Annotated in this window: 21 protein-coding genes; 10 read left to right on the top strand and 11 right to left on the bottom strand. The window is 70.3% G+C overall.

The genetic code is table 11. The features are described 5' to 3' along the window. Window positions 1-160: 160 nt before the first annotated feature. The gene (locus tag ACZ6S0_RS42510) at window positions 161-1,054 is read left to right on the top strand and encodes an alpha-galactosidase (protein WP_465925015.1); all 894 of its coding nucleotides are present in this window, start codon (window positions 161-163) and stop codon (window positions 1,052-1,054) included. A 4-nt stretch (window positions 1,055-1,058) separates the two neighbouring features. Here ACZ6S0_RS42510 and ACZ6S0_RS42505 read toward each other — a convergent pair whose 3' ends face one another. Further along, window positions 1,059-1,538 carry a helix-turn-helix transcriptional regulator gene (locus tag ACZ6S0_RS42505; protein WP_465925014.1) on the bottom strand — a complete coding sequence of 160 codons (480 nt, stop codon included), beginning with the start codon at window positions 1,536-1,538 and terminating at the stop codon, window positions 1,059-1,061. A gap of 66 nt (window positions 1,539-1,604) precedes the next feature. Next, window positions 1,605-1,781, bottom strand: coding sequence for an AraC family ligand binding domain-containing protein (locus ACZ6S0_RS42500; protein WP_465925013.1), 177 nt, complete (start codon window positions 1,779-1,781; stop codon window positions 1,605-1,607). A gap of 144 nt (window positions 1,782-1,925) precedes the next feature. Between ACZ6S0_RS42500 and ACZ6S0_RS42495 the strand changes: the two genes are divergently transcribed. The 4 genes from ACZ6S0_RS42495 to ACZ6S0_RS42480 all read left to right on the top strand — a co-directional run bounded on the left by ACZ6S0_RS42495 (window position 1,926) and on the right by ACZ6S0_RS42480 (window position 5,971). Beyond that, window positions 1,926-2,495 carry an SDR family NAD(P)-dependent oxidoreductase gene (locus tag ACZ6S0_RS42495; protein ID WP_465925012.1) on the top strand — a complete coding sequence of 190 codons (570 nt, stop codon included), beginning with the start codon at window positions 1,926-1,928 and terminating at the stop codon, window positions 2,493-2,495. Further along, on the top strand, window positions 2,492-3,274 hold the full coding sequence (locus tag ACZ6S0_RS42490) for a hypothetical protein (RefSeq protein ID WP_465925011.1): 783 nt from the start codon (window positions 2,492-2,494) through the stop codon (window positions 3,272-3,274). The genes ACZ6S0_RS42495 and ACZ6S0_RS42490 overlap by 4 nt, the downstream gene beginning before the upstream one ends. A 42-nt stretch (window positions 3,275-3,316) precedes the next feature. Next, on the top strand, window positions 3,317-3,979 hold the full coding sequence (locus ACZ6S0_RS42485) for a bifunctional 4-hydroxy-2-oxoglutarate aldolase/2-dehydro-3-deoxy-phosphogluconate aldolase (RefSeq protein WP_465925010.1): 663 nt from the start codon (window positions 3,317-3,319) through the stop codon (window positions 3,977-3,979). A 393-nt stretch (window positions 3,980-4,372) separates the two neighbouring features. Continuing rightward, window positions 4,373-5,971 (top strand): hypothetical protein, encoded by a 1,599-nt coding sequence (locus ACZ6S0_RS42480; protein WP_465925009.1) that lies wholly within the window; start codon window positions 4,373-4,375, stop codon window positions 5,969-5,971. 171 nt (window positions 5,972-6,142) lie between these two features. Here the strand turns inward: ACZ6S0_RS42480 and ACZ6S0_RS42475 are convergent, their stop codons facing one another. Beyond that, window positions 6,143-7,027 (bottom strand): class I SAM-dependent methyltransferase, encoded by an 885-nt coding sequence (locus ACZ6S0_RS42475; protein WP_465925008.1) that lies wholly within the window; start codon window positions 7,025-7,027, stop codon window positions 6,143-6,145. A gap of 133 nt (window positions 7,028-7,160) precedes the next feature. Then, window positions 7,161-7,754: a helix-turn-helix domain-containing protein gene (locus ACZ6S0_RS42470; protein ID WP_465925007.1), complete on the bottom strand. Its 594-nt coding sequence runs from the start codon at window positions 7,752-7,754 to the stop codon at window positions 7,161-7,163. Window positions 7,755-8,001: 247 nt separating this feature from the next. Here ACZ6S0_RS42470 and ACZ6S0_RS42465 point away from each other — a divergent pair, with 247 nt between their 5' ends. Beyond that, entirely contained in the window at window positions 8,002-9,063 is a 1,062-nt protein-coding gene (locus ACZ6S0_RS42465; RefSeq protein ID WP_465925006.1) for a DUF6461 domain-containing protein, read from the top strand. A gap of 576 nt (window positions 9,064-9,639) precedes the next feature. On the opposite strand, the gene ACZ6S0_RS42460 is transcribed toward ACZ6S0_RS42465, so the two are convergent. Next, window positions 9,640-10,215 (bottom strand): EF-hand domain-containing protein, encoded by a 576-nt coding sequence (locus tag ACZ6S0_RS42460; RefSeq protein ID WP_465925005.1) that lies wholly within the window; start codon window positions 10,213-10,215, stop codon window positions 9,640-9,642. Between the two features lie 586 nt (window positions 10,216-10,801). On the opposite strand from ACZ6S0_RS42460, the gene ACZ6S0_RS42455 reads away from it, so the two are divergent. The 3 genes from ACZ6S0_RS42455 to ACZ6S0_RS42445 all read left to right on the top strand — a co-directional run bounded on the left by ACZ6S0_RS42455 (window position 10,802) and on the right by ACZ6S0_RS42445 (window position 14,419). Then, a complete protein-coding gene (locus ACZ6S0_RS42455) occupies window positions 10,802-13,042 on the top strand; it encodes a xanthine dehydrogenase family protein molybdopterin-binding subunit (protein WP_465925004.1) in 2,241 nt (746 codons plus the stop codon). 11 nt (window positions 13,043-13,053) lie between these two features. Then, complete coding sequence (locus ACZ6S0_RS42450; RefSeq protein ID WP_465925003.1) at window positions 13,054-13,509, top strand: (2Fe-2S)-binding protein; 456 nt, start codon at window positions 13,054-13,056, stop codon at window positions 13,507-13,509. 94 nt (window positions 13,510-13,603) lie between these two features. Then, a complete protein-coding gene (locus ACZ6S0_RS42445) occupies window positions 13,604-14,419 on the top strand; it encodes an SAM-dependent methyltransferase (protein WP_465925002.1) in 816 nt (271 codons plus the stop codon). 256 nt (window positions 14,420-14,675) lie between these two features. On the opposite strand, the gene ACZ6S0_RS42440 is transcribed toward ACZ6S0_RS42445, so the two are convergent. The 6 genes from ACZ6S0_RS42440 to ACZ6S0_RS42415 form a co-directional block, all read right to left on the bottom strand. Next, a complete protein-coding gene (locus ACZ6S0_RS42440; protein WP_465925001.1) occupies window positions 14,676-15,149 on the bottom strand; it encodes an NUDIX hydrolase in 474 nt (157 codons plus the stop codon). Between the two features lie 215 nt (window positions 15,150-15,364). Then, window positions 15,365-16,330, bottom strand: a complete 966-nt coding sequence (locus tag ACZ6S0_RS42435) for an alpha/beta hydrolase (protein ID WP_465925000.1) — start codon at window positions 16,328-16,330, stop codon at window positions 15,365-15,367. A 110-nt stretch (window positions 16,331-16,440) separates the two neighbouring features. Next, window positions 16,441-17,487: a helix-turn-helix domain-containing protein gene (locus ACZ6S0_RS42430; RefSeq protein ID WP_465924999.1), complete on the bottom strand. Its 1,047-nt coding sequence runs from the start codon at window positions 17,485-17,487 to the stop codon at window positions 16,441-16,443. Window positions 17,488-17,557: 70 nt separating this feature from the next. After that, window positions 17,558-18,241 (bottom strand): NADPH-dependent F420 reductase, encoded by a 684-nt coding sequence (locus ACZ6S0_RS42425; RefSeq protein ID WP_465924998.1) that lies wholly within the window; start codon window positions 18,239-18,241, stop codon window positions 17,558-17,560. Then, window positions 18,238-19,272, bottom strand: a complete 1,035-nt coding sequence (locus ACZ6S0_RS42420; RefSeq protein ID WP_465924997.1) for an LLM class flavin-dependent oxidoreductase — start codon at window positions 19,270-19,272, stop codon at window positions 18,238-18,240. Before ACZ6S0_RS42420 ends, ACZ6S0_RS42425 begins: the two co-directional genes overlap by 4 nt. Then, window positions 19,265-20,158 carry an LLM class flavin-dependent oxidoreductase gene (locus ACZ6S0_RS42415; protein ID WP_465924996.1) on the bottom strand — a complete coding sequence of 298 codons (894 nt, stop codon included), beginning with the start codon at window positions 20,156-20,158 and terminating at the stop codon, window positions 19,265-19,267. Before ACZ6S0_RS42415 ends, ACZ6S0_RS42420 begins: the two co-directional genes overlap by 8 nt. 75 nt (window positions 20,159-20,233) lie before the next feature. Here ACZ6S0_RS42415 and ACZ6S0_RS42410 point away from each other — a divergent pair, with 75 nt between their 5' ends. Further along, complete coding sequence (locus tag ACZ6S0_RS42410; RefSeq protein WP_465924995.1) at window positions 20,234-20,701, top strand: MarR family winged helix-turn-helix transcriptional regulator; 468 nt, start codon at window positions 20,234-20,236, stop codon at window positions 20,699-20,701. Window positions 20,702-20,772: the final 71 nt, after the last annotated feature.

Below are 20,772 nucleotides of genomic sequence, written 5' to 3'. Positions count from 1 at the left end.
GTGATGTTGTGGGGGAGGTAGTAAAATCGACAGTCGATCGAAGTACGCGCCTTTTTCGGCGAAATGTCAATGAGTAGCGCTGAAAGCCGCGGAACTTCCGCTCATGTCTGGCCAAAGGTGGATGCGGCTGTTACGGTGAGATGAAGATCGAACTACCGGCATGCCCGCGTCCGCGTCCCATAACCCCTGCCGCAGCCGCTCGTCCGCCCTCCTGCTGACGGCCCGTCACCGTCTGCGCCGGTCATCGGCTCGCCCCCCGCCGTCACGCCGCCCCCGCCGCCTGGCGCGCTTACCGCTTGCGGCCCATGTACCCTGGCCGTCGGGCGGACAGCGTGGAGATGCCGAGCGCTCGCAGGGACCGAACACGGCGCCCCGCCGCTCCGATCCCGTCGCACAGCGATCCAGGGCTTATGTCGAAGCTCATGCAAAAGGTGCTGGGCGTCGCGTCGGAAGTGGCCCAGTCCCGCGACGGGCCACCGCTGGAGATCTTCGTCAACCGGGCGGCCCCGGCAGGTGCTCCGGGCTGGAGATCGAATCGTGCGCCGGCGGAGGCGGGCGCGTCGACCTCGGTGTGCTGGAGTTCACCGACCGGGCGTGGCCCAGCGACTGCGACGATCCGCACGAGCGGCTGGAGATCCAGCGCTGGACGGGGCTGCTGGTCCCGCCGGAGATGCAGGGGACGCACATCGGGGCCGAGGAGTCGCACACCACCCACCGGACCCATCCCCTCGACTATCGCGCGGAGAAGGTGCTGTGGGGACACCTGGGAGTCGAGACCGATCTGCTCACCGCCGCCTTCAGCGTCGTCGAGCGCCCCGTGACCTGGCCGCCGGGACGGATCCGCTTGCCGGGCCTGGACGACACCTGCCACTACACGGTCGTGGCGGTCCACCCGGGATCCGCGCCCGCGGCCGGGGCCGTGCTCCCGCCGTGGCAGGACTCCGGCGTCACGCTGCCCGGCCGGGTGCTGCGGCTCGTCGGCCTCGAAGCGCCGTCCCTGGACGTGGACCGGTCGGTGCTGCTGCGGGTGGTGGGCGCGCCTGCTGGACGGTAGCCGCTCAGCCCTTCGCGCGGTTGCGGTATTCGGTGGGGCTGGCCTCGTGCATCCGTCTGAAGTGGCGCGAGAAGTAGAACGGGTCGGGGTAGCCGACCTCGCGGGCGATGTCGGCGATGCTCGCGTCGGTGGTGTCGAGGAGGTTGCGCGCCTGCGCCATCCGGAGGGCCGTGTGGTGCGCGAGCACCCCGCCGCCGGTGGCGCGGCGGAACAGCGCGCGCAGATGGGAGGGCGAGTCGCCGACCAGCGCGGCCAGGTCGGCGACGCGTACGGTGCTGCCGAGCCGCTCGGCCAGGTAGGCCATCGCGCGCTGCAGCGGGTCGCCGGGCGCGGGCATGGCGCGGTCGGCGACGATCTGGGTGAGCCGTTTCCAGGCTGTGCCCGCGGCGCCCATCAGGCTGGCCGGTGAATGGTCCCGCTCCATGATGGTCACGATCTCGTCGAGCAGGGCGACGGCCCGATCGAGTCGCCGGATGGAGACCACCGGTCTTGACGGGCCCGCGCCCATCGCCTCGATCAGCTCGGGCAGGTCGGTGCCGCGCAGGTGGCATCACCAGATCGTCCAGGGGCTGTCAGCGGGGGCGCCGTACGCGTGCGGGGTCCTCCGGGGGATCACCAGGGCCGCGTTCGATCCCACGCGGTACTGCGCCGCCCCGATGTTCGCCCATCCCACGCCGGCCGCGCACAGGATGAGGATGGTCTCCTCGATCGGGGCGGGCCGTCTCATCAGGTGATCCGCGGCGACCGGCGTCCGGGTGTTGACTGTCGAGGACGACAACGCTGTCCTCTCGTGCGGTGCCGTCCTCCAGGCACCCCGCTGATCAGCGTCGCGTCCGAAGCGTGATTCGATGAAGCGACAAGAGTGGAGATCATGGGACGAGGATTGCTGCCGGGCAAGGTCGCCGTGGTGACCGGCGCGGCCTCCGGCATCGGCGCCGCGGTGGTGGAGCGCTTTCTGCGCGACGGCGCACGCGTGATCGCGGTGGACCTGGTCGACCACAGCTCCGACCGGCCCGACCTGCTGGCCATCAGGGGGGACGTCGCCGCCGCCGAGACCTGGTCGCGGGTCGCGGACACGGCGCGGGCCCGGTTCGGGCGGCTGGACGTGCTCCACAGCAACGCCAGCACGGTGGTACGGGCACCGGCGCACGAAATGTCGGAGGACGACTGGGACCGGCAGCTCTCGGTCAACCTGAAGGCCACGTATCTGGCGGTCAACGCCTGTGCCGGGCTGCTGCGGGAGAGCCGGGGCGCCGACCTGCTCGACTACGTGGCCGACCCCGCCGTCTTCCACTTCACCGAGGGGTACGTCGCCCGTCCGCAGGCGCCCGAACTCGGGGTGGAGATCGACGAGGCCGCGGTCAGGCGCGCCGACCGGGCAGGACACGCGTGGCGCAATCCGGTCTGGAGACAGGACGACGGGGGAGTGGCCGAGTGGTGACGACGACGATTCCCCTGTCGGCGCGCTTCGACCTCGCCAGGGGAGGCCGGTGGACGTCGTTGTCCGGAGGCGGCCGCGAATGGTTGTGGTCCCGGGACGATCCCGCCAGGTCCACGGTCGTCCCGGGGATGGCGTTCGTCGACGCCGGTGGTCTCGAGGAGTGCGTGCCCACCGTCCGCGGGCTGCCCGACCACGGTGACGTGTGGTGTCGCCCCTGGACGGGCACCCCGGCGCGGAGCGCGGTGAGCTGCGACGGGTTCGAGCTGACCCGCGCGATCGGCGAGGAGGCCGGGGCGGTGGTGGCGAGCTACCGGCTGTCCGCCGACCCGGGGTTCAGGTTCCTCTGGGCCGCTCATGCCCTGCTCGACCTCAGCGAGAAGGCGCGGCTCGTCGCGGCGGACGAGACCCCGGTACGGATCTTCCCCGAGGCGGCGCCGTTGCTGGATGTCGCCTGGCCGGACGGCGCCGCCCACCTGGACGGGCACTGGCCCGCGCCGCTCGGGCTGGAACTCGACCGGTTCGGCCCCGACGACGGCACGGCCGTGGGCGCCGTGCTGCGATGCGCCGCCGTACGGGTGGAGGACCAGGCCGACGTCCTCGACCTGCGGCTGGAGGCGCCGCTGGGAGTCCCCGGTCGGCACCGCTCTGTGGCGCAATCTCAGAGGATTTCCCGAAAAAACGCCGTATCGCAGCATCGGGATGGTACCCATGCTCGGTGCGGTGTTCGACCTGGCGGAAGCCGGCCCCGGCGAGGCGGCGGTGGTCCCTCTGTCCGGTGAGCTGACCTGGCGGCTCGTACTGGCCGCGGAACGGACGTGCTGATGAACTCCTTTCATGGCCGTGACACGGCCGCGTCGACAGCCGGACAGAGCGCCTTCCTGGCGGCCCTGGCCGCCCACCGGCTGCTCGCCATCGTCCGCGGCCCGGACGCCGGCGCCGCGCTTCGCACGGTCGTCACGCTGGCCGAGGAAGGCGTCGAGCTGATCGAGGTGTCCCTGGTCACCCGTGGCGCACTGGAGGTGATCCGGGACGCGCGAGCCGCCTTGGGAGAGCAAGCCCGCCTCGGCGCCGGAACGGTCGTCACCGAGGACGACGCCCGCGCGGCCACGGAGGCGGGCGCGTCCTTCCTGGTCACTCCGGCGGTGAGCCCGGCGGTCGCGGCCGGGCACGCGCTGGGCCTGCCCGTGCTGGCCGGTGCGCTCACCCCGACGGAGGTGGTCGGCGCGCTCGCCGCCGGGGCCACGGCGGTCAAGCTGTTCCCCGCGTCCCTCGGCGGCGTACGTCACCTGCGCGCGCTGCGCGACCCGTTCCCCGACGTGGTGTTCGTACCGGTCGGCGGGGTCGGGGCGGCCGAGGCCGCCGACTATCTGGCCGCGGGCGCGGTCGCCGTCGGAGTGGGCTCGCCGCTGGTCGGCGACGCCCCCGCCGGGGGAGACCTCGCCGCACTGCGCACCCGGATCCGGGACTTCCGGTCGGCGCTGTGAACGCCGTCCGCGACATCGCGCCCGCCGCCTCCGGCTCGGCGACGGCATCCAGGCGTCCGCGACATCGTCACCAACGCGCTGGAAGCACGGGCGACAGGGCGCGGGGAGCGGGCTGTCCAGTCACGTGTATAGACCGCCGGGTGGCCGCCGTCCTGTTCTGACCAGGCCCCGGGGCGCGTCCGGTCCAATAAGATCATCCGCATCGTAGCCTTACTCCGGGCCGCCGTCGCCCGCTACCGCTTCGGGTGTCCGGCCGCCGCCGTCGTCGCGCTCTACCTGACTGCCGCCGCCGTCGCCACCTGGTACGACGGCGGGCGGTGGTTCGTCGTCGTCGCGGCGGCGGGTTTCTGGCCGTGGGACGACGGGGCCAGGCTCCTGCCGGCGGCGATCGGCGTGCTCAACGCGTGGGCGCTGTGGCAGATCCTGCGCGGTCCGGCCGCGCCGCGCGCTGGGGCGCTGCCGCGTGATGTGGTGTGGCTGCGGCGCCTGCTCTACGCGGACGTGGCCGGCGACCTGCTGCTCTGGGAACTCCTCGAGGACGTGTCCGACTTCGCGGGGTACGCCGCGAGCTGGGCCGTGTGGGCCGCCACCATGGTCCTGCTGGTGCGGGCCCTGGCCGGGGTATCGGCCCGGTTCCGGATCATCGCTCTCGGGCTCGGCCTGATCGGGGTCCTGGCCGCGGCGCTGCGGCAGTTCGCCGAGGTCCCGCTGCTGACGCCGTCGTTCTTGGTGGCGATGGCGACCCTCGGCTGCAAGGCGATGATCATGGCCGGGCAGGGACGCGACGGGCGGTTCAGCGCCGTCACGGTCGCCATCGGCTGGACCGCCCTGCTCGTCCCGCAGGTCTACTCGCTGCTCCAGGCCGGACGGGCGGCGTTCGACGGCCTGTCGTTAACGGTGCACGCGCTCGACGGGCTGATCGTCGTGTGGGCGGCGCGTACCGCGCACGAGCTCGCCGCGCCCGGGCCGGGCGTCGCGGTGCCAGGAACCGGGCGGAGGCCCCGGCTGCTCGCCGTCGTTGTCGTGCTCGTGCTGCCGATGGCCGTGGTCGGCGCCGAGGGGGACGCCCGGCTCACCTACACGTCCGCGGACGAGGGCTGCCGCGACCGGCTCCGGCCCGCGGCCGGCCTCGAGCCCGGGGAACGGCGGCGGTCGTTCCTCTGCCTGGCCAGAGGTGAGACCTTCGCGGCGGACTCGATGTTCCCCGACGACCTGGCCGACCAGCGCGTCCTCGCCTACGGCTCGCGGCTGTGCACGCTGCCCGGCGACCGGGAACGGAACGCGCTGCACGAGCGGGCGGGCGGCACGGCGGGCACCATCGAGCTGGCCGCGGCTCTGGAGTACCTGTGCCCCGGCATCGTCGCTCGCCAGAACGCCGACGCCCATCGCCGGCAGGCCGAGCGCGACCGGCAGGAAGCCGCGTGGAAGGCCGAGGCGAACGCCCGGTGCGCCGACCCGTGGCCCAGGGCGCGGGCCAGGCGGCAGGGCACGGCCGCGTACATGCTGTCTGAAGGCGGCGGCTATGCCGTCTTCGACGACCGTGACGACAGCGCAGGCGATCCTGGGGACATCTACGGCGGCGACGACGAGGTCGCCGACATCTTCGACGCCGTTGAGGACGGCTTCATCGACGTCGTGGGCAGCAGCGCCGCCATCGTGACCAGCGGGGACGCGGCGATGTGCTTGACGGTCAAGGTATTCAACCGCGCCCCGCCGCTCCGGCTCACCGGCTGGGACCGGGTGGTCGAGGTGGGCATCGCCAGCCGCAGCGGCCGCCTGGTCGTGCCCACCTACCCCGAGGGCGGCGGCAGCGGGGCGGCCGGACCGCTGCCCGACCTGGCCGTCGCCGGTCCAGGCCACTACCGCCTGCGGATCTACGCCCGCACGCTGCCATGGGACGAGAACGACCCCGACGCGCCACTGGAGGAGCACCTGCTCGTCGTCTATCCCGGCCGCTCGACGGACAAGGTCGTCCACCGCCCGCGCGGCTGACCTCGCCGAGCGCAGGCGTTCAACTCGGCGGCGAAGCGGACCGCACCGCTTTGAGCGAGGAGGGGCGTAACGGTGCGCGCTGACTTCCTGGCGGCCCGGATCGTTACGACCTTCGCCCGGACCTCCCCGCCTTCCCTCCCGTCGGCGAGCAAGTCTGAGCAGCCGGTGAGGTCAGTTGCGGCGTGCGGCCCAGACGGTGCGTTCGGTGCGTACTGCGAGGTCGCCGCGGCGCAGGATGCTGTGAGGGCCGCTGGTGTCGAGCAGTCGGTCGAGCGCGGCGAGGTCTTCGGGCGAGAGCGCCTCGATGGCGGCGCCACGGATGCGCCGCAGGGCGGCGAGGGCGTAGCGGCCGATCGCCTCGCTGCGGGAGCCCTCGATGTTCACGGTGACGGTGCGTTCGCCGTCGAGAGCGAATCCGGCGGCGGTCAGCATCGGCCCCCAGTCGGCGCCACGGTGGGGCACGTGTTCGGCGTGGAAGTGGTCGGTCGCGGCGTGGCATCGGTCTTCCAGGCCGGGCCGGTCCTCGGGTGCGCCGTCGGGCAGGAAGCGGGGGAAGCCGGCCAGTTCGACGACGGCGAACAGGCCGCCGGGCGCGAGCAGGTCGTGGATGTTGCGTATGACGCGGTCGGGGTCGGCCATGTGGTGCATCGAGGCCGACGCCCATACGAGGTCGGGCGTGCCGAGGTCGGGCCAGTTGGCGTCGTCGAGGTCGGCATGCACAGTGCGCACGCGGTCATCCATGCCGCGGACGCGCGCCTTCTCGTCCAGGCGCTCCAGGTGTCGGGGGGAGGTGTCGACGGCTATGACGCGCGCCTCGGGGAAGCGGTCGAGGAGGGCGAAGGCGCCCGCTCCGGTGCCGCAGCCCACGTCCACGACATGGCGCGGGCTGGTCGTCAGGGGCAGCCACTCGGTGATGGCGGTGATGTGCTCGGCGAGGACTTCCGCGTCCAGGTCGAGGATCTCTTCTTGGCTGTCGATGTCATGCTGCTGGTCGTGGTGGCCGAGTTGGGCGCTGTGGTGGCCAGGGCGTGGGGTGTGCGGGTGAGATTGGGGCATGGCGCCACGTTAAGACAATCATGCGTGCTCGACATAACTCCTTTCGTCTTGCGCAAGATGATGGCCGCTGATGCTGCCGGACGCGCAAGGCTTACCCTTGCGCGCGCTGCCGCGCCAGGCGGGTTTCGTGTCGTCAGTCGCGGCCGCCTCGGGCATCGCCGTCGCCGTTCTCGCGCTGGTGTCCGCGTCGAGCGTCGCGGTCGAAGATGCCCAGGATCTCGCACGGTCCGCCTTCGGCGCCGATGGCGTGCGGCATCATCGTGGGGAACTCGGCGGCCTGGTTGACCTCGAGACGGAAGCGGCGGTGGCCCAGCATGAGGATCGCCGTGCCGGACAGGACGACAAGCCATTCGCGGCCTGGGTGGGCGCGCATACGGGCGGGATTGTCAGGCGGCGGCTCGGTCATGCGCTGACGCATCACGGTCATGCCGGGATCGCCCTTGATGGGCCAGCGCATCAGGCCGTGGGCGCCGTCGACCATCGGGCTGGTGACGACGTCGTCGGTGGCGGTCTCGACCAGTTGGTCGAGGGAGGTGTCCAGGGCGCGGGCGAGGGTGACGAGCTGATCCAGCGCGAGACGGCGCTGGCCGTTCTCGATGCGGCTCAGCGAGGACTGGCTGAGGCGGGCACGGGTGGCCAGCTCTTCCAGGGACCAGCCCTGCGCGACCCGCAGGGCGCGGATGCGTTTGCGTACGAGGCTGTCCAGGTCTGCGTCTACTTGCTCCATAGGCAACATCCTATGCTCCTGATGCAAGACGGGCCAATCGTCGCACGTAGATGGCCCGGATCGGCTACGGCCATGCACGAAGGAGAGGGGGCCAGGACGTGTCTGTACAGAAAGACGTAACACCGCTGTTTATGGCAGTGTGCACCGCCCTCGGCGAGGTGCCGCTCGACCTCGCTCCGGCCTGAACATCGGCAAACACATTCATGCGCTCTGCCCAATTGTCGGTGAGGGTGGACATACTGCCCCAGTGATTGACGAGACGCAGCGCCGGTATGCCGATTTCCTGCAGCGCAACCCCTATCTCGCACAGGCCACCTGCTGGACTGTCGTACAGCCGATCGACTCTCCCTTAACCGTCGAGGCCCTCGCCGAACGACTCGGCGGACGGGCCGAGGACCTGGAGCCCGAGCCCGACGACTATGTGGACGAATCCGACTACGAAGGGGCCTTCTACATCAGCCACGACGACACGTCGTTCATCCTCTACGAGAACAACGGCTACCAGGGCAACCGTCCGGAGGTGTTGCGGTGGCTGAGTGACGGAGCCCGCGCGATGAGCCTTTTCTGGAACGTCAACGGGACGGCCAGGCTGACATACGCCGCCTACGGCACGATTGTCACCGCGTTGGACCCGAAGTTTCCCGGTGAGCGATGGGGTAAGACTCCGCACGTACTTGATACAGAGCTCACGGTTCTGGAGGCGGCGGCCGAACCTGGCGAATGGCAGGCGGCGGCAATGGCCGTCGTCGAAGCCGTCACCGGAGTGAGACTGGATCTGCCTGACGCGAGCGCGCCACGACTGCTGCTGGAGGAGACCATCCCAGATGACCCGCGTGCTCCGAGCACATTGGGTGGCGTCGATCCCGATCTGGACGTTCGGCTGCGCCTGGCACCCGAACCCGTACAGACCGCGGTGATCCATCGCGTCGTCAACGCCTACGTCACGGCGACCGGCCTGGCGGATGAACCGATGGTCAGGGAGGCGCTCGACCGCCTCGTCACCGGCGGCGGTGATGCAAGGCGGGCAGGGGCCGGCCTGACGCCGCTCCTGGCCCGGCTCATGGGAGATAGGCGTGACGAGCAAGGAGCGGTTCTTGCGGAGAACCATCCTGTTTCGCGCCGCTTCTGGGCGGCCCGGGCTCTGGACGAGGCCATGCCGGGACGCACTTGGCCTGATCGCCTGGATGCGCTCGTCAACGCGCCCACGATCCTCGGCGACATGTGGCCGGCGCTGCGTGCCCAGATCAAAACCATGATCGCCGAAGGGCGGGTCTCATCGTCCACCCGCGCTCCTCAACCGTTCAAATAGGTATGCCTTGGACAGACGCAACGACGGCTCTGTTCTCGTGAGTTGCCCACTCCCTGCCCGACCTGCGCCTGGACCATGTCCTCGGCGGGGGACCAGCAGCCACCGCCGGGCCCGCCAAGGGCTCGTTGAGACGGTGTGTATCTACCGGGCCTGACAGGTGGCCACTGTCTACTCGCAGGAAATCTACTTTGTAAAGGCGATGGGATGGGGAAGCTCTCAATTGCCGCCCTTAACGTCACAGCCCCGGCACACGTCCCCAAAAACCGCTCCTAGGGCCGTGATTAGAGCATGCCGGCTCGGGGTCGCTCACCACGCGACGCAGCGCCGACTGCATGACGCCCACCATCAGCTCGAAGGTCAGCTCCACATCGTCTAGCGGCCCGAACTAGTGTCCGGTCTTCCCGTCGCCACGCCTCACTCCAGAGATGAGCGGGGAGAGATGAGCGGGCTGGAGCCCCAGGGCCAGATGGTGCGCCCCTCGGACGAACGAGTTGGTGCCCGAGGGTTCTGGTCTGCGGGCCGATTCGAACGGAAAGGTCGGGTATGGGCTGAGCGCTGCAGGCTTCCTTGGGTGTGTTAGTCGAGCGGGCCGAGGAGCCAGCTTCCTGCCGAATCGGGGTCATCGTCGAAGTAGTATTCGCGGATGGCCTCAAGCAGGTCTTCGGTGGTGATGAAGATATCGCCGTCCTCGTCGAGGCGCCGAAACACTTCGCGAGCGTGTTCCTCCTGAAGCCCCATGAGCGAGCCGGTCCAGCGGATCTGCTCGGTTTCGGTGAGTCTGCCGTCGCCGTCCGAGTCGGCGATGGCCATAATCGCATCAAGGAACGGGCGGTAGTTCGCGTCGAACGACTCGGGCGTCTCCAGCAACCCGGCGGCGAACGCCTTCTTGTACTCGGCCTCGCTGATCCGACCGTCGGCGTCGGCATCGGCGACGTCGGCGAGGTGTTGCCACAGGCCAAGCGAGAGCGTCATCAGTCGCTGCGCGGTCGGCGAGCCCAGCTCCTGTCCGAACTCCGCAATCATGCGAGATGCCGACGCCTCGAAATCCTCGCGTTCGGCAAACCCGTCGCCGTCGGTGTCGAAGGTGCGGAAGCGACGGGCCAGCTTGCGGTCCAGGAACGGCGTGATTTCCACGAGCCCTCCGAAGGTCAAGGTAGTTCCCTCACAAGAAATATGACCTCGATCACCTGTAAGAACAAGTCGGCGATGGCCATCGCCGCTGGTCTCGACGGTCGGGTGAGCGCACGTTAGGGCGCTTTTGTGGCGGGATTACGAACAACCGGATATACGCCCTTCGCCTCAGGCAAATTCATGTGTTTCCCCTGGAAGAAACGTTTTACGGAGGTCCGGCGGAGAAAATGTGCCTGGCGGGTCGCCATGGCGGACGCCGCCTTGAGGCCCGGCTGAGTCGGCAGGACGGGCCGGGACGGTGGTGTCCGAGCCGAGTCGAGGTGGCAGGCGACCTCGCCGCTTGGGGCCCTTGGGCCAAGGCCGGTCCCTGATAGGTATCGAGGCCCAGTCCGTGCAACCGCTTACCGCCGTCCGCGCCTCGGCCGGGTCCGGATGCGGTCGAGATCGAGGTCGACCAGGACATGGCCATGGGGCGGGCGTCCCCCGAGATGCCGACTTTCGATCTTGGCGAGCGTTCTGCCGTCAACGCATGGCGGGTGCGGGGCTTGCCGATGTAACCTATCCGATCTCTCCGACTTTTCTCTTCCTGTCAGGAAGGGTAGTAATCATGTTCAGAAGGGATCAGATGGGCGGTCCTGCCCCGAGTTCCACCCGGCACGAGGACGACGCGGTCGACCGGCGCCGCTTTCTGACAGTCCTGGTCGCCGCGCCTACCCTGACGCTCGCGCTCGGCGCGACGGCGGCTCCCGCGGAAGCCGGTTCGATCGTTCCGCAACCCGCCGACCTCCTGGACGCCGGCGACGCGCTCATCCTCGCCGGAACCCCGACCGCGCACCTGATGCTGGTCCTGGAGGTGACTGAGAGCGGCGAGGTTCAGGTCGAGTTGCCCAGGGCCGAAGTCGGCCAGGGCATCACCACGGCGGTGGCGATGCTGGTCGCGGAGGAACTGGACCTTCCGCTGCGCAAGGTGCGCGTCCGGCTCGCTGACGCACGGCCCGAACTGCTGCTGAACCAGCTCACCGGGGGGTCCAATTCGATCCGCTCGCTCTACGATCCGGTGCGCAAGGCCGCTGCCGCCGCGCGGGCGCGTCTGGTCGCGGCGGCGGGGGAGTTGTGGGACGTGCCGGCCGGCCGCCTGGTGACCCGGGACGGCGTGGTGGTCGCACCGGACGGGCGCAGAGCGGCGTACGGCTCGCTCACGACCCGTGCGGCGAAACTTCCCCTGTCCCGGATCACGGCCAGGCCCAAGCCGGAGTCGGAGCACAAGTTGGTGGGCACCGCGACCTCGCGTGTGGACGCCCGCGCGATGGTCACCGGCCAACTGCGGTACGCGCTCGACGTCGACGTGCCGGGCGCCAAGCCGGCGATGGTGCGGCGTCCGCCGACGATCAACGGTACCGTGCGGTCGGTGCGGAACGAGGCTGCCGTTCGTGGCATGCCCGGTGTGATCGGCCTGGCCGTCATTCCGACTGGTGTCGCGGTGATGGGTGAGACGTTCGGGCAGGTGATCGACGCCGTTGAGGCGCTCGATGTCACTTGGAAGGCCGGGACGATCGATGCCCTGTCCGACGCCGACATCCGCAAGCGCCTGCGGGCCGCGGCGCCGCCTCCCGCGGTGCCGCCGTTGACCGACCATATTGAGGCGGAGTTCGACTTCGCGTTCGTCAGCCACGCGCCGCTCGAGACCAACTGCGCGATTGCCGATGTGCGCAAGGACCGGGCCGAGATCTGGGCAGGTCTGAAGTCGCCGATCCTCGCGCAGCAGGACGTCGCCGCGGCGCTCGGCCTGCCGCAGCGGCAGGTCACCGTGCACGTGACGCAGGGCGGCGGCTCGTTCGGCCGCAAGTTGTTCCCGGATGCGGTGGTCGAGGCGGCGCGGATCTCGAAGGCGATGGGCAGGCCGGTCAAGCTGATGTGGTCGCGCAAGGACGACATGCGGCACGGTCGTGCCCGTCCGGCGAGCCACCACAAGATCCGTGTCACCCACACGCGGGGCAAGGTGCTGACGTACGAGCACAGGGTGGCCGCCGTGGAGACGGATTTCCGGCACGGCGTCGGTGAGTTTCTCACCGCCGCCGCGACCAGGCTGCCGGTGGCCGGGAACATGAGCTTCGCCAAGACGGTCTTCCATCTGACGGTGAAGGTTCCTTACCGGTTCGGCGTCGTCACGGAGTCGCTCAACGAGGTGCCGCTGAAAATGCACACGGCGAGCTGGCGGTCGGTGTGGTCGGCGAACACCCGGGGTGCCGAGGAGATCATCGTCGACGAGCTGGCGCGGAAGATGGGCAAGGATCCTGTGGCCTTCCGCCGTGAGTTCCTCAAGACCGCCCGGCAGCGCGCCGTGCTCGACAAGGTGGCGAAGGAGGGGAACTGGGGCCGCGACATGCCGGCGGGCTGTGCGCAGGGCGTGGGGTTCCACGACGAGTACAAGTCCTGCACCGCCTGCCTGGTCGAGATCGACGTGCGGAATCCGAGCCGGCCGAGGGTGGTCAGGGCTGTCATCGCGGCCGACGTCGGCCGTCCGATCAACCCGCGCGGGTTGGAGGCGCAACTGCTCGGCGGTCTGACCGACGCGATCTCCACCACCTTGCGCGCGGGCCTGCACATCGACAAGGGGCTGCCGTTGGAAGGCAGTTACTCGCAGTTCCACTACGCGCGGCAGCAGGACTCTCCGACCGATGTGCGGATCTTCATCATGCCGGCCAGCGGCGAGCCCGGGGGCGCGGGCGAGTTGGGCGTGCCCGCCGCGGTCGGCGCCATCGCCAACGCCTACGCGCGGGCCACCGGCACCAAGCCGCGCAGTTTTCCGATCGACTTCGAGGTCGACTTCACCCCTTTCCCTCGCTGAGGAGCCACGAGATGCCCCGATACACCTTTTCGGTGAACGGGAAGGCCGTCGCCGTCGAGGCGCCGGCCGACCTGCCCCTGCTGTGGGTGCTGCGTGACCGGCTCGGCGTGACGGGCCCGAAGTACGGTTGCGGCATCGACGTCTGCAAGGCGTGCACCAGCCACCTCGATGGAAAGGCGATCAACCCGTGTGTCGTCCCGGTGTCCGAGGCCCAGGGGAGGGAGGTCACCACGATCGAGGGGCTCGCCGAGGGCGATCGGCTGCACCCGGTGCAGGAGGCGTGGCTGGAGCAGGATGTCGCGCAGTGCGGTTTCTGCCAGCCGGGTCAGATCATGGCCGCGGTGGCGCTGCTGCGGCAGACCAAGAATCCCACTGATGCCCAGATCGACGCGATCCAGAACGTCTGCCGCTGCGGCACGTACTTCCGGATCCGGGAGGCGATCAAGAGCGCGGCGGCGAAGATGTAGTGGTCCTGGTGCGGCCTTTGTGGGCCCGAATGATCTTTGGGTGGATCGTGGGTAAGGTGGTGGAGATCATCGTCCTTGTCAGACTAGGAGTCGCATGACCGAGCAGGAACGGGCTCCAGCAGGTATCGATCCCAGCGTGCCGAGCGTCGCCCGGATGTACGACTACCTTCTCGGCGGCAAGGACAACTTCGCCGCCGACCGCGAGGCTGCCGCGCGCATCATCAAGATCTCGCCCAATGCGAAGGAGATCGCGCGAGACAACCGGGCGTTCCTGGGTCGCGCCGTACGCGCGGTCGGCGAACTCGGCATCCGCCAGTTCCTCGACATCGGCACCGGGCTGCCGACCCAGGAGAACGTCCACCAGGTGGCGCAGCGTGCCGATCCCAGCTCTCGGGTGGTCTACGTCGACAACGATCCGATCGTGCTCGTGCATGCTCGCGCCCTGCTGGCGACGACGCCGGGCACCATCGTGGTCAACGGCGACATGCGCGACCCCAAGTCCATTCTCGGTCATCCGAAGATCACCCAGCATCTCGACCTGAACAGTCCTCTGGCCGTGCTGCTGGTCTCCGTGCTGCACTTCATCCCCGACGACGACGAGGCGTTCGGCATCGCGCGTGACATCCGTCAAGCTCTTCCCTCCGGCAGCCTTCTGATCCTCTCCCACGTGACGGCGGGCGAACTCAACGGTGAGGACGTCGGCAAGGGCCGCGCGATCTATCGAGGGACCACGTCGGGTGGCTTGGCACCGCGCTCGCGTGAGCAGATCGCGTCCTTCTTCGAGGGGCTGGAGTTGCTGGAGCCGGGGCTGGTGGCGCCGGCGGTCTGGCGCGCCGACGGCCCAGGGCAACTGTCGATCAGCGGCCCGGGGGGCGCAGGCTTCCTCGGCGGCGTCGGACGCGTCCCCTGACGATCGCCGCACCGGGCCGCTGCCGGCGCCTCCGGCGGAGAATCAGGGCATGATGTTCCCGGGCGGTGGAAGCCGCGGCCTCCAGGGTCGAGACGAGCTGGGCACGGCTGTCGTCACTCGCCGTACGCGTGAACCGGGCGAACTCGAAGTCGATCAGGCGCGCATCGGGCGGCCCGTCCGCGCGAACCAGGACATTGCCTGCGGCGCCCCAGTTGGCATGAGACGCATCGAGTCTCTTCGTTCCGGAAGGGCGTGGTCACAGCCACCTGGCCCTGGTCAGCTCTCCCAGATAGGCGTCCAGCGGTTGGACGTGGTCAGTAAGAGGTTGGATGCCGTCCCACCAGCAGGTCGCGCTGATCTCCTCGTTGGGGGTGAAGTCCGGGCGCGCGCTGGTGCGCGTGGTGTAGAGGGCCGCGTATTCGACGCGCCGCTCGGGGCCAAGCAGGAAGCGCGCGTGTCCGGCGAACACGAGGTCGGCGACGTTCAGGCCGGTCTCTTCCCGCAATTCTCGTACGGCCGCCATGCGTGGTGTCTCGCCCGGGTCGATCATGCCACCGGGCAGCTCCCAGCATCGACGCCGGCGGTTGAAGGCCAGCAGTAGCTCTTCACCGCGCCACACCGCCACCAGCGCCAGCGGCATGGGACCGTCGTCGAAGCGAGCCGCCTCCGCGGACGGATAGAACGCGGTCAGGAGGTTCCCGGCTTCGTCAACGGCGAGAACGTCACCCATCTCTGATCCTCCGTCTGCAGGTGAAACGAGCCCGGATGAGCCGGACGCCCGGAGCGCCGGCTGCCTCGTGCAGGTGAGACGGGACAACCACCACGGCGGAGCGTTCTCCCAGGACGGCGCGACACTATCGCAGATAGTGCTCTCCTGAGCGACACCCTTCGGACCTGGCCGGAGGGGAGAACCCGGCAAGGTCGGCGCGGGGCCGTTCAGCGTGGTCAGGAGCCGAGGGTGCGGGACATCCAGCTCAGGACGGCTTCGTGGGCGGCGCGGCTGACCGTGGTGTGGGCGAACTGGCCGAAGCCGTGGAAGCCCCCGGCCCAGACGTGCAGCTCGCACTGGCCGCCCGCCGCCCAGATCCGGGAGGCGTAGTCCACGTCCTCGTCGCGGAAGACCTCCGCGGAGCCGACGTCGATGAAGGCGGGCGGGAGGCCGGACAGGTCCGTGGCGCGTGCCGGGGCGGCGTAGGGCGAGACGCCGGCGGTGCCCTTGGCGTCTCCGAGCAGGGCCGTCCAGCCGATGGCGTTGTGTTGCCGGCTCCAGATGAGGACGTCGTCGTACTGGAGAGTGGAGACGGTCTGGTCCCGGTCGTCGAGCATGGGGCACAGGAGGAGCTGACCGATGAGGTGCGGGCCGCCGCGGTCGCGGGCGAGCAGCGCCACCGCGGCCGCCAGGCCGCCGCCCGCGCTCCCGCCCATGACGAGGATGCGCTGTGCGTCCATGCCCAGTTCGGCGGCGTGTTCGGCCACCCAGACCAGTCCCGCGTAGCAGTCCTCGACCGGCGCGGGGTGCGGGTGCTCGGGCGCCAGACGGTACTCCACCGTCACGACGGTCACGCCGAACCGCTCGATCCAGAGCGGGAACGCCTCGGCCCCGACGAACCGGTCGCCGAGGATCATTCCGCCGCCGTGGATGTAGTAGACGCAGGGCGTCGCCCGCGCCGCGCCCGGCCGCCGGACCACCGACAGTGTCACCTCCGGTGCGCCCTCGGGGCCGGGGACGGTCAGCTCGACATGCTCCAGGCCGGTGGCTGCGACGATCTCCTCGATGGGCCTGCCGAAGGACGGCGTGTTCGCGCGGATCTCCGCGATCCGATCGAGACCGAGGTCCAGGGCGGAGGCGAGGCCGGACGTTTCGAGGGCGGCGGCGAGCTCGGGGTCGTAGGGCGGTCGTACGCGTGACATGGCTGCCTCCAGGCGGACATCCGGTGGTATGCGGCAAGTCTGCTCCCGTGGCCGCACGGTCGTGACCGCCACCGCGGCGCGGATTCGTACGGTCACCCGCCATATGGCGGTCAGCCGGTCTCGTCGTAGCCGAACCTGGTGGTCGTCAGGCAGTGGGCGGTGAGGTCGAGGGCGAGCCGGAGCCGTCCGGTCGCCCCACGGACGTCGTAGCCGAGGCGGGCCGAGATCTGCTCGCACCGGGCCTGTACGGTCGAGTGGTGCACGGCGCAGAGCCCGGCGGCGGCCCGGACGCTGTCGGTGGTCGCGAGCGCGCGCAGGGTGTCGGCGCCCCAGGGCTCGGCCATCACCCGGCCGATCCGCGCGACGGCCTCCTTCAGCGCCCGGTTCAGCGGGGGCGTGGGGTCGAGGCAGGCCAGCAGGCCGAGGTCGTCGGCCGACAGCACGGGGTGCTGCTCCGAGGTGAGCTGGAGGGCGGCCAGCGCACCCCGCAGCGAGGGCGGCAGCGCGGTCACCGGCGAGGGCGCGCCGACGCCGGTCCGGCCGTCCGCCGGAGGTTTCTCCGTGAGCGGCGCGACGGTCGCGCGTACCGGTCCCGCCGGGGTCTGGACGATGGCCGTACGGGCGGGCAGCGCGGCCCCGCGCGGGCCGGGCGGGCGGAGCAGGACGCGGGCGTGCGCGGTGGCCGGGAACCCCAGCGACCGGGCCGAGCGGGCCCTGACCTCCTCCGGCGCGGTGGCGTCCAGCAGTACGGCGACGGCCGCGGCGGTGTCGGGCAGGCCGCCGCTCAGCCGGTCGAGCGACAGGTGCACGGCCACGGCCAGGCGTTCCAGGAGCAGCAGATCGCGGGGGGTGGCCGGACCCGCGCGCTCCACCCAGACCAGAGCGCCGCCCTGGGCCGGCCGGGAGAGCCAGCGGGATTCGATCTCCGCCTGCGAGGTCGTGCTGCCCATCCTGCCGCCGTCGGCGTCGACGCGGATGGCCACCTGCCGGTCGGGGTGCAGCAGGCCCGCGGGTGAGGCGGCGAAGGCCGCGGCGGCTCGTACCAGCCCCTCCAGCGGCGCGCGGCTCTCCACGAGGGCGTCGAACAGCCCGATCACCTTCAGGCTCTCCGCGGCGGCCAGATCCACCGCCGCGACCTGCGAGACCAGCTCTCTCATCACGTGCTCCAACCGACCGACCTGACGACAGGGTATGCGCGGGCCGGGCGGTCCGGGGTGCGGCCCGCGGTCACTGTTTCGCGGCCCGCACGCGGGCGATGATCTTGCCGCGCTCGGACTCCGGGAAGCGGCCGAGCCTGGCGCGGATCTCGCCGGCGTCGACGTTGGCGCCGAACAGGTCGGTTCCGGGTTCGAGACGGTCTCCTTCGGCGAGCGGTCCGGCGACGACCGGATCGAAGCCGAGGGCGTCGACGAGGGAGGCGACAGCGGCGAGATCAGAAGGGTGGTCGCCCGCGATCGCGAGGGCCTTGCGCCCGGGTTCGCCGGCGGTGCGGGCCTCGTCCTCGAGATCGTGGTAGCCCATGTGATTGAACGCCTTGACGATGCGGGAGCCGGGCAGGAACGCCTGGACGATCTCGCTGGAGGAGGTGCGCGGGCCGGTGAGGTCGTCGCGGACGCCGTCCACCTCCCACCAGTAGTTCATCGCGTCGACCACGAGCTTCCCGTTCAGGTGCGCGACGGGCACCTCGCGGTGTCTGCCGAGGGGGAGGGCGAGGATGACGAGGCCGGCCCGGTCCGCCGCGTCGGCGGCGGTGGTGGCGAGCGCGCCGGGGGCGAGTACGTCGACGGTGAGGGCGATCTTGGCGGGGTCGCCGGATCCGGCGATGAGCACCTTGTATCCGGCGGCCAGGGCGAGCCTGGCGAGCACGGTGCCGACCTTGCCGGCGCCGAGGATGGCGATGGTTTCGTTCATGTGTTCTCCAGGAGGTCTCGGACCATCGGGATCACCTTGGTGCCGTAGAGCTCGACGGCGCGCATCCGTGCGCCGGCCGGTTGTGACCCGGCGGTGTAGATGAGGTCGAAGCGGCCGACACCGAGGGTTTCGACCGCGTGGGCGATCCTGCGGGCGACGGTCTCGGGCGAGCCGATGTAGAGGGAGCCGTGCTCGATCTCGGCGTCGTACTCCTCGCGGCGGATCGGCTGCCAGCCGCGCAGCGCGCCGATCCGGTCGCGCAGGACGCGGTAGCGGGGCCAGAACAGTTCCTGCGCCTCCTCGTCGGTGTCGGCGACGAAGCCGGGCGAGTGCATGCCGACCGGATGCGCGGTGGTGCCGAGCTGCTCGGCGGCGCGCCGGTACAGCTCGATGTACGGGGCGAAGCGGGACGGCGGGCCGCCGATGACGGCCAGCATGAGCGGCAGGCCGTACTGGGCGGTGCGGACGACCGACTGCGGTGAGCCGCCGACGCCCACCCAGGTCGGCAGCCGCCCGGCGGCGGTCTTCGGGAAGACGTCGGCGTCCTGGAGCGGGGCGCGCATCGTGCCGCTCCAGGTGACCGGCCGCTCGTCGAGCAGCTTCACGAACAGGTCGAGTTTCTGCTCGAACAGCGCGTCGTAGTCGGCGAGGTCGTAGCCGAACAGCGGGAATGACTCGGTGAACGAGCCGCGCCCGAGGATGACCTCCGCGCGCCCGCCGGAGAGGGCGTCCACGGTGGCGAAGCGCTGGTACACCCGGACCGGGTCGTCGGAGCTCAGCACCGTCACGCCAGAGGAGAGCCGGATGCGCTTGGTCCGGGTGGCGATGCCGGCCAGCACGGTCTCCGGGCTCGAGATCGCGTACTCCGGGCGGTGGTGCTCGCCCAGCGCGATCACGTCCACGCCCAGTTCGTCGGCCAGTACCGCCTCGTCGACGACCTGCCGGATCGCCTCGGGATGGGAGAGCAGGTTCCCGGCGTCGTCCTCCGGCAGGTCGCCGAAGGTGTCGAGGCCGAACACGAGGTCAGACATGGGCGGGCTCCTTCGCGAGCAGTTTCCGGACACGCGGCGCGACCTCGCGGCCGAGCAGTTCGATGCTGCGCGCGCGAGCCTCGCGAGGCAGCCGCATGATGTCGTACTTGAGGTCGAAGCGGCTCAGCCGCAGCTCGCGGGCCACCGTCGCGATCTTCCGCGCGACCGTCTCGGGCGAGCCGACGAACAGCGCGCCGCCTTTGAGCTCCTTCTCGAAGCGATCGCGGTCGGGCTGGTAGAAGCCGCGTTCGCGGGCGAGCGCCGTGACGACCGGCTCCCAGTACCGCCACCAGGTCTCGACGGCCTCCTCGTCGGTGTCGGCGACGAGGCCGAGCGAGTGCTGCCCGACCGGCTGTACGGCGTGCCCGAACTGCTCCAGTGCCTTGAGATAGAGCTCCACGTGGCCGGAGAAGCGTTGCGGACGCCCTCCGATGATCGCGAGCATCAGCGGGAGCCCGTAGCGGGCGGCGCGCATCACCGAGCCCGGACTGCCACCCACGCCGATCCAGGTGGGGATGCCTCCCGGCCGCATCCTGGGGTGCAGCCGCTGCTCGGTGAGAGGTGGGCGGACGGTGCCGGACCAGGTGACGTTCTCCTGGCGCTGCAGCCGCATGAACAGGTCGAGTTTCTCCTCGAAGAGCTGCTCGTAGTCGGCGAGGTCGTAGCCGAACAGCGGGAACGACTCGGTCGCCGAGGCACGCCCCAGGACGAGCGTCGCCGAATCGTTGTGGCCTTCGCGGTAGTGCTCGCCGACGCTGAACACGTCCAGTCCTGAGGCTTCGGCGAGCCGTGCCTCCTCCACGATCAGCCGGACCGTCTCCGCGTCGCTGAGCACCCTTTCGCCGTCGCCGGCCACCTCCCCGAACGAGTTGAGTCCGAACTCCATGGTTCCTCCAGCGGCCCATGTGATTGACATGTCAATTATGTATGATGTGATTGACATGTCAATCAGGAGGGTGCGATGACGCGGAAGCGCAGCCTGCCCACGGTCGATGAGCTGCGGGTATGGCGTGACTACATCGAGACGGCGGAGGCGCTCAGGTCCGTGCTCTCCTCGCGGCTGCAGAGCGAGTCGGCGCTCTCGCCCGGTGACTACGCCGTGCTGCTCGCGCTGAGCGAGGCCGAGGGCAACCGGATGCGCTCCTCCGACCTCGCGGCGCACATCCACTGGGAACGCAGCCGCCTGTCACACCACCTCGGGCGCATGGAGAAGCGCGGGCTGATCGGGCGCGAAGACTGCACCACCGACAGCCGGGGGGCGGAGGTGGTGCTGGCTTCCGCAGGGGAGGACGCCTTCCGCCGGGCCACGGTTCCGCATCTGCGCGCGGTACGGGAGCTGTTCGTGGACGCGCTGACGCCGGAGCAGGTCGCGGCGGCGGGCGACCTGGCCGCGGCACTCCGCGCACATATGACGTCGTCGCATGGATGAGGCTCCGCCTTGCCACGGCTGGGCGTGCGCGGCCGGCTCGGGCGCGCCCATGCGCTCGTCCTGGATGAGGT

This window comes from Nonomuraea sp. NPDC051298 (assembly GCF_055586305.1).
The sequence above is the reverse complement of the archived record's forward strand: the minus strand, read 5'-3'. Positions and strand labels throughout refer to the sequence as shown.

What these genes read in the sequence shown, in the direction of transcription:
- ACZ6S0_RS42440 (WP_465925001.1), bottom strand. Translation starts at nt 15,149, where the DNA reads ATGGGTGACGTTCTCGCCGTTGACGAAGCCGGGAACCTCCTGACCGCG.
- ACZ6S0_RS42485 (WP_465925010.1), top strand. Translation starts at nt 3,317, where the DNA reads ATGAACTCCTTTCATGGCCGTGACACGGCCGCGTCGACAGCCGGACAG.
- ACZ6S0_RS42510 (WP_465925015.1), top strand. Translation starts at nt 161, where the DNA reads ATGCCCGCGTCCGCGTCCCATAACCCCTGCCGCAGCCGCTCGTCCGCC.
- ACZ6S0_RS42410 (WP_465924995.1), top strand. Translation starts at nt 20,234, where the DNA reads ATGACGCGGAAGCGCAGCCTGCCCACGGTCGATGAGCTGCGGGTATGG.
- ACZ6S0_RS42445 (WP_465925002.1), top strand. Translation starts at nt 13,604, where the DNA reads ATGACCGAGCAGGAACGGGCTCCAGCAGGTATCGATCCCAGCGTGCCG.
- ACZ6S0_RS42425 (WP_465924998.1), bottom strand. Translation starts at nt 18,241, where the DNA reads ATGAACGAAACCATCGCCATCCTCGGCGCCGGCAAGGTCGGCACCGTG.
- ACZ6S0_RS42435 (WP_465925000.1), bottom strand. Translation starts at nt 16,330, where the DNA reads ATGTCACGCGTACGACCGCCCTACGACCCCGAGCTCGCCGCCGCCCTC.
- ACZ6S0_RS42420 (WP_465924997.1), bottom strand. Translation starts at nt 19,272, where the DNA reads ATGTCTGACCTCGTGTTCGGCCTCGACACCTTCGGCGACCTGCCGGAG.
- ACZ6S0_RS42495 (WP_465925012.1), top strand. Translation starts at nt 1,926, where the DNA reads ATGGGACGAGGATTGCTGCCGGGCAAGGTCGCCGTGGTGACCGGCGCG.
- ACZ6S0_RS42430 (WP_465924999.1), bottom strand. Translation starts at nt 17,487, where the DNA reads ATGAGAGAGCTGGTCTCGCAGGTCGCGGCGGTGGATCTGGCCGCCGCG.
- ACZ6S0_RS42415 (WP_465924996.1), bottom strand. Translation starts at nt 20,158, where the DNA reads ATGGAGTTCGGACTCAACTCGTTCGGGGAGGTGGCCGGCGACGGCGAA.
- ACZ6S0_RS42475 (WP_465925008.1), bottom strand. Translation starts at nt 7,027, where the DNA reads ATGCCCCAATCTCACCCGCACACCCCACGCCCTGGCCACCACAGCGCC.
- ACZ6S0_RS42470 (WP_465925007.1), bottom strand. Translation starts at nt 7,754, where the DNA reads ATGGAGCAAGTAGACGCAGACCTGGACAGCCTCGTACGCAAACGCATC.
- ACZ6S0_RS42500 (WP_465925013.1), bottom strand. Translation starts at nt 1,781, where the DNA reads ATGAGACGGCCCGCCCCGATCGAGGAGACCATCCTCATCCTGTGCGCG.
- ACZ6S0_RS42455 (WP_465925004.1), top strand. Translation starts at nt 10,802, where the DNA reads ATGTTCAGAAGGGATCAGATGGGCGGTCCTGCCCCGAGTTCCACCCGG.
- ACZ6S0_RS42450 (WP_465925003.1), top strand. Translation starts at nt 13,054, where the DNA reads ATGCCCCGATACACCTTTTCGGTGAACGGGAAGGCCGTCGCCGTCGAG.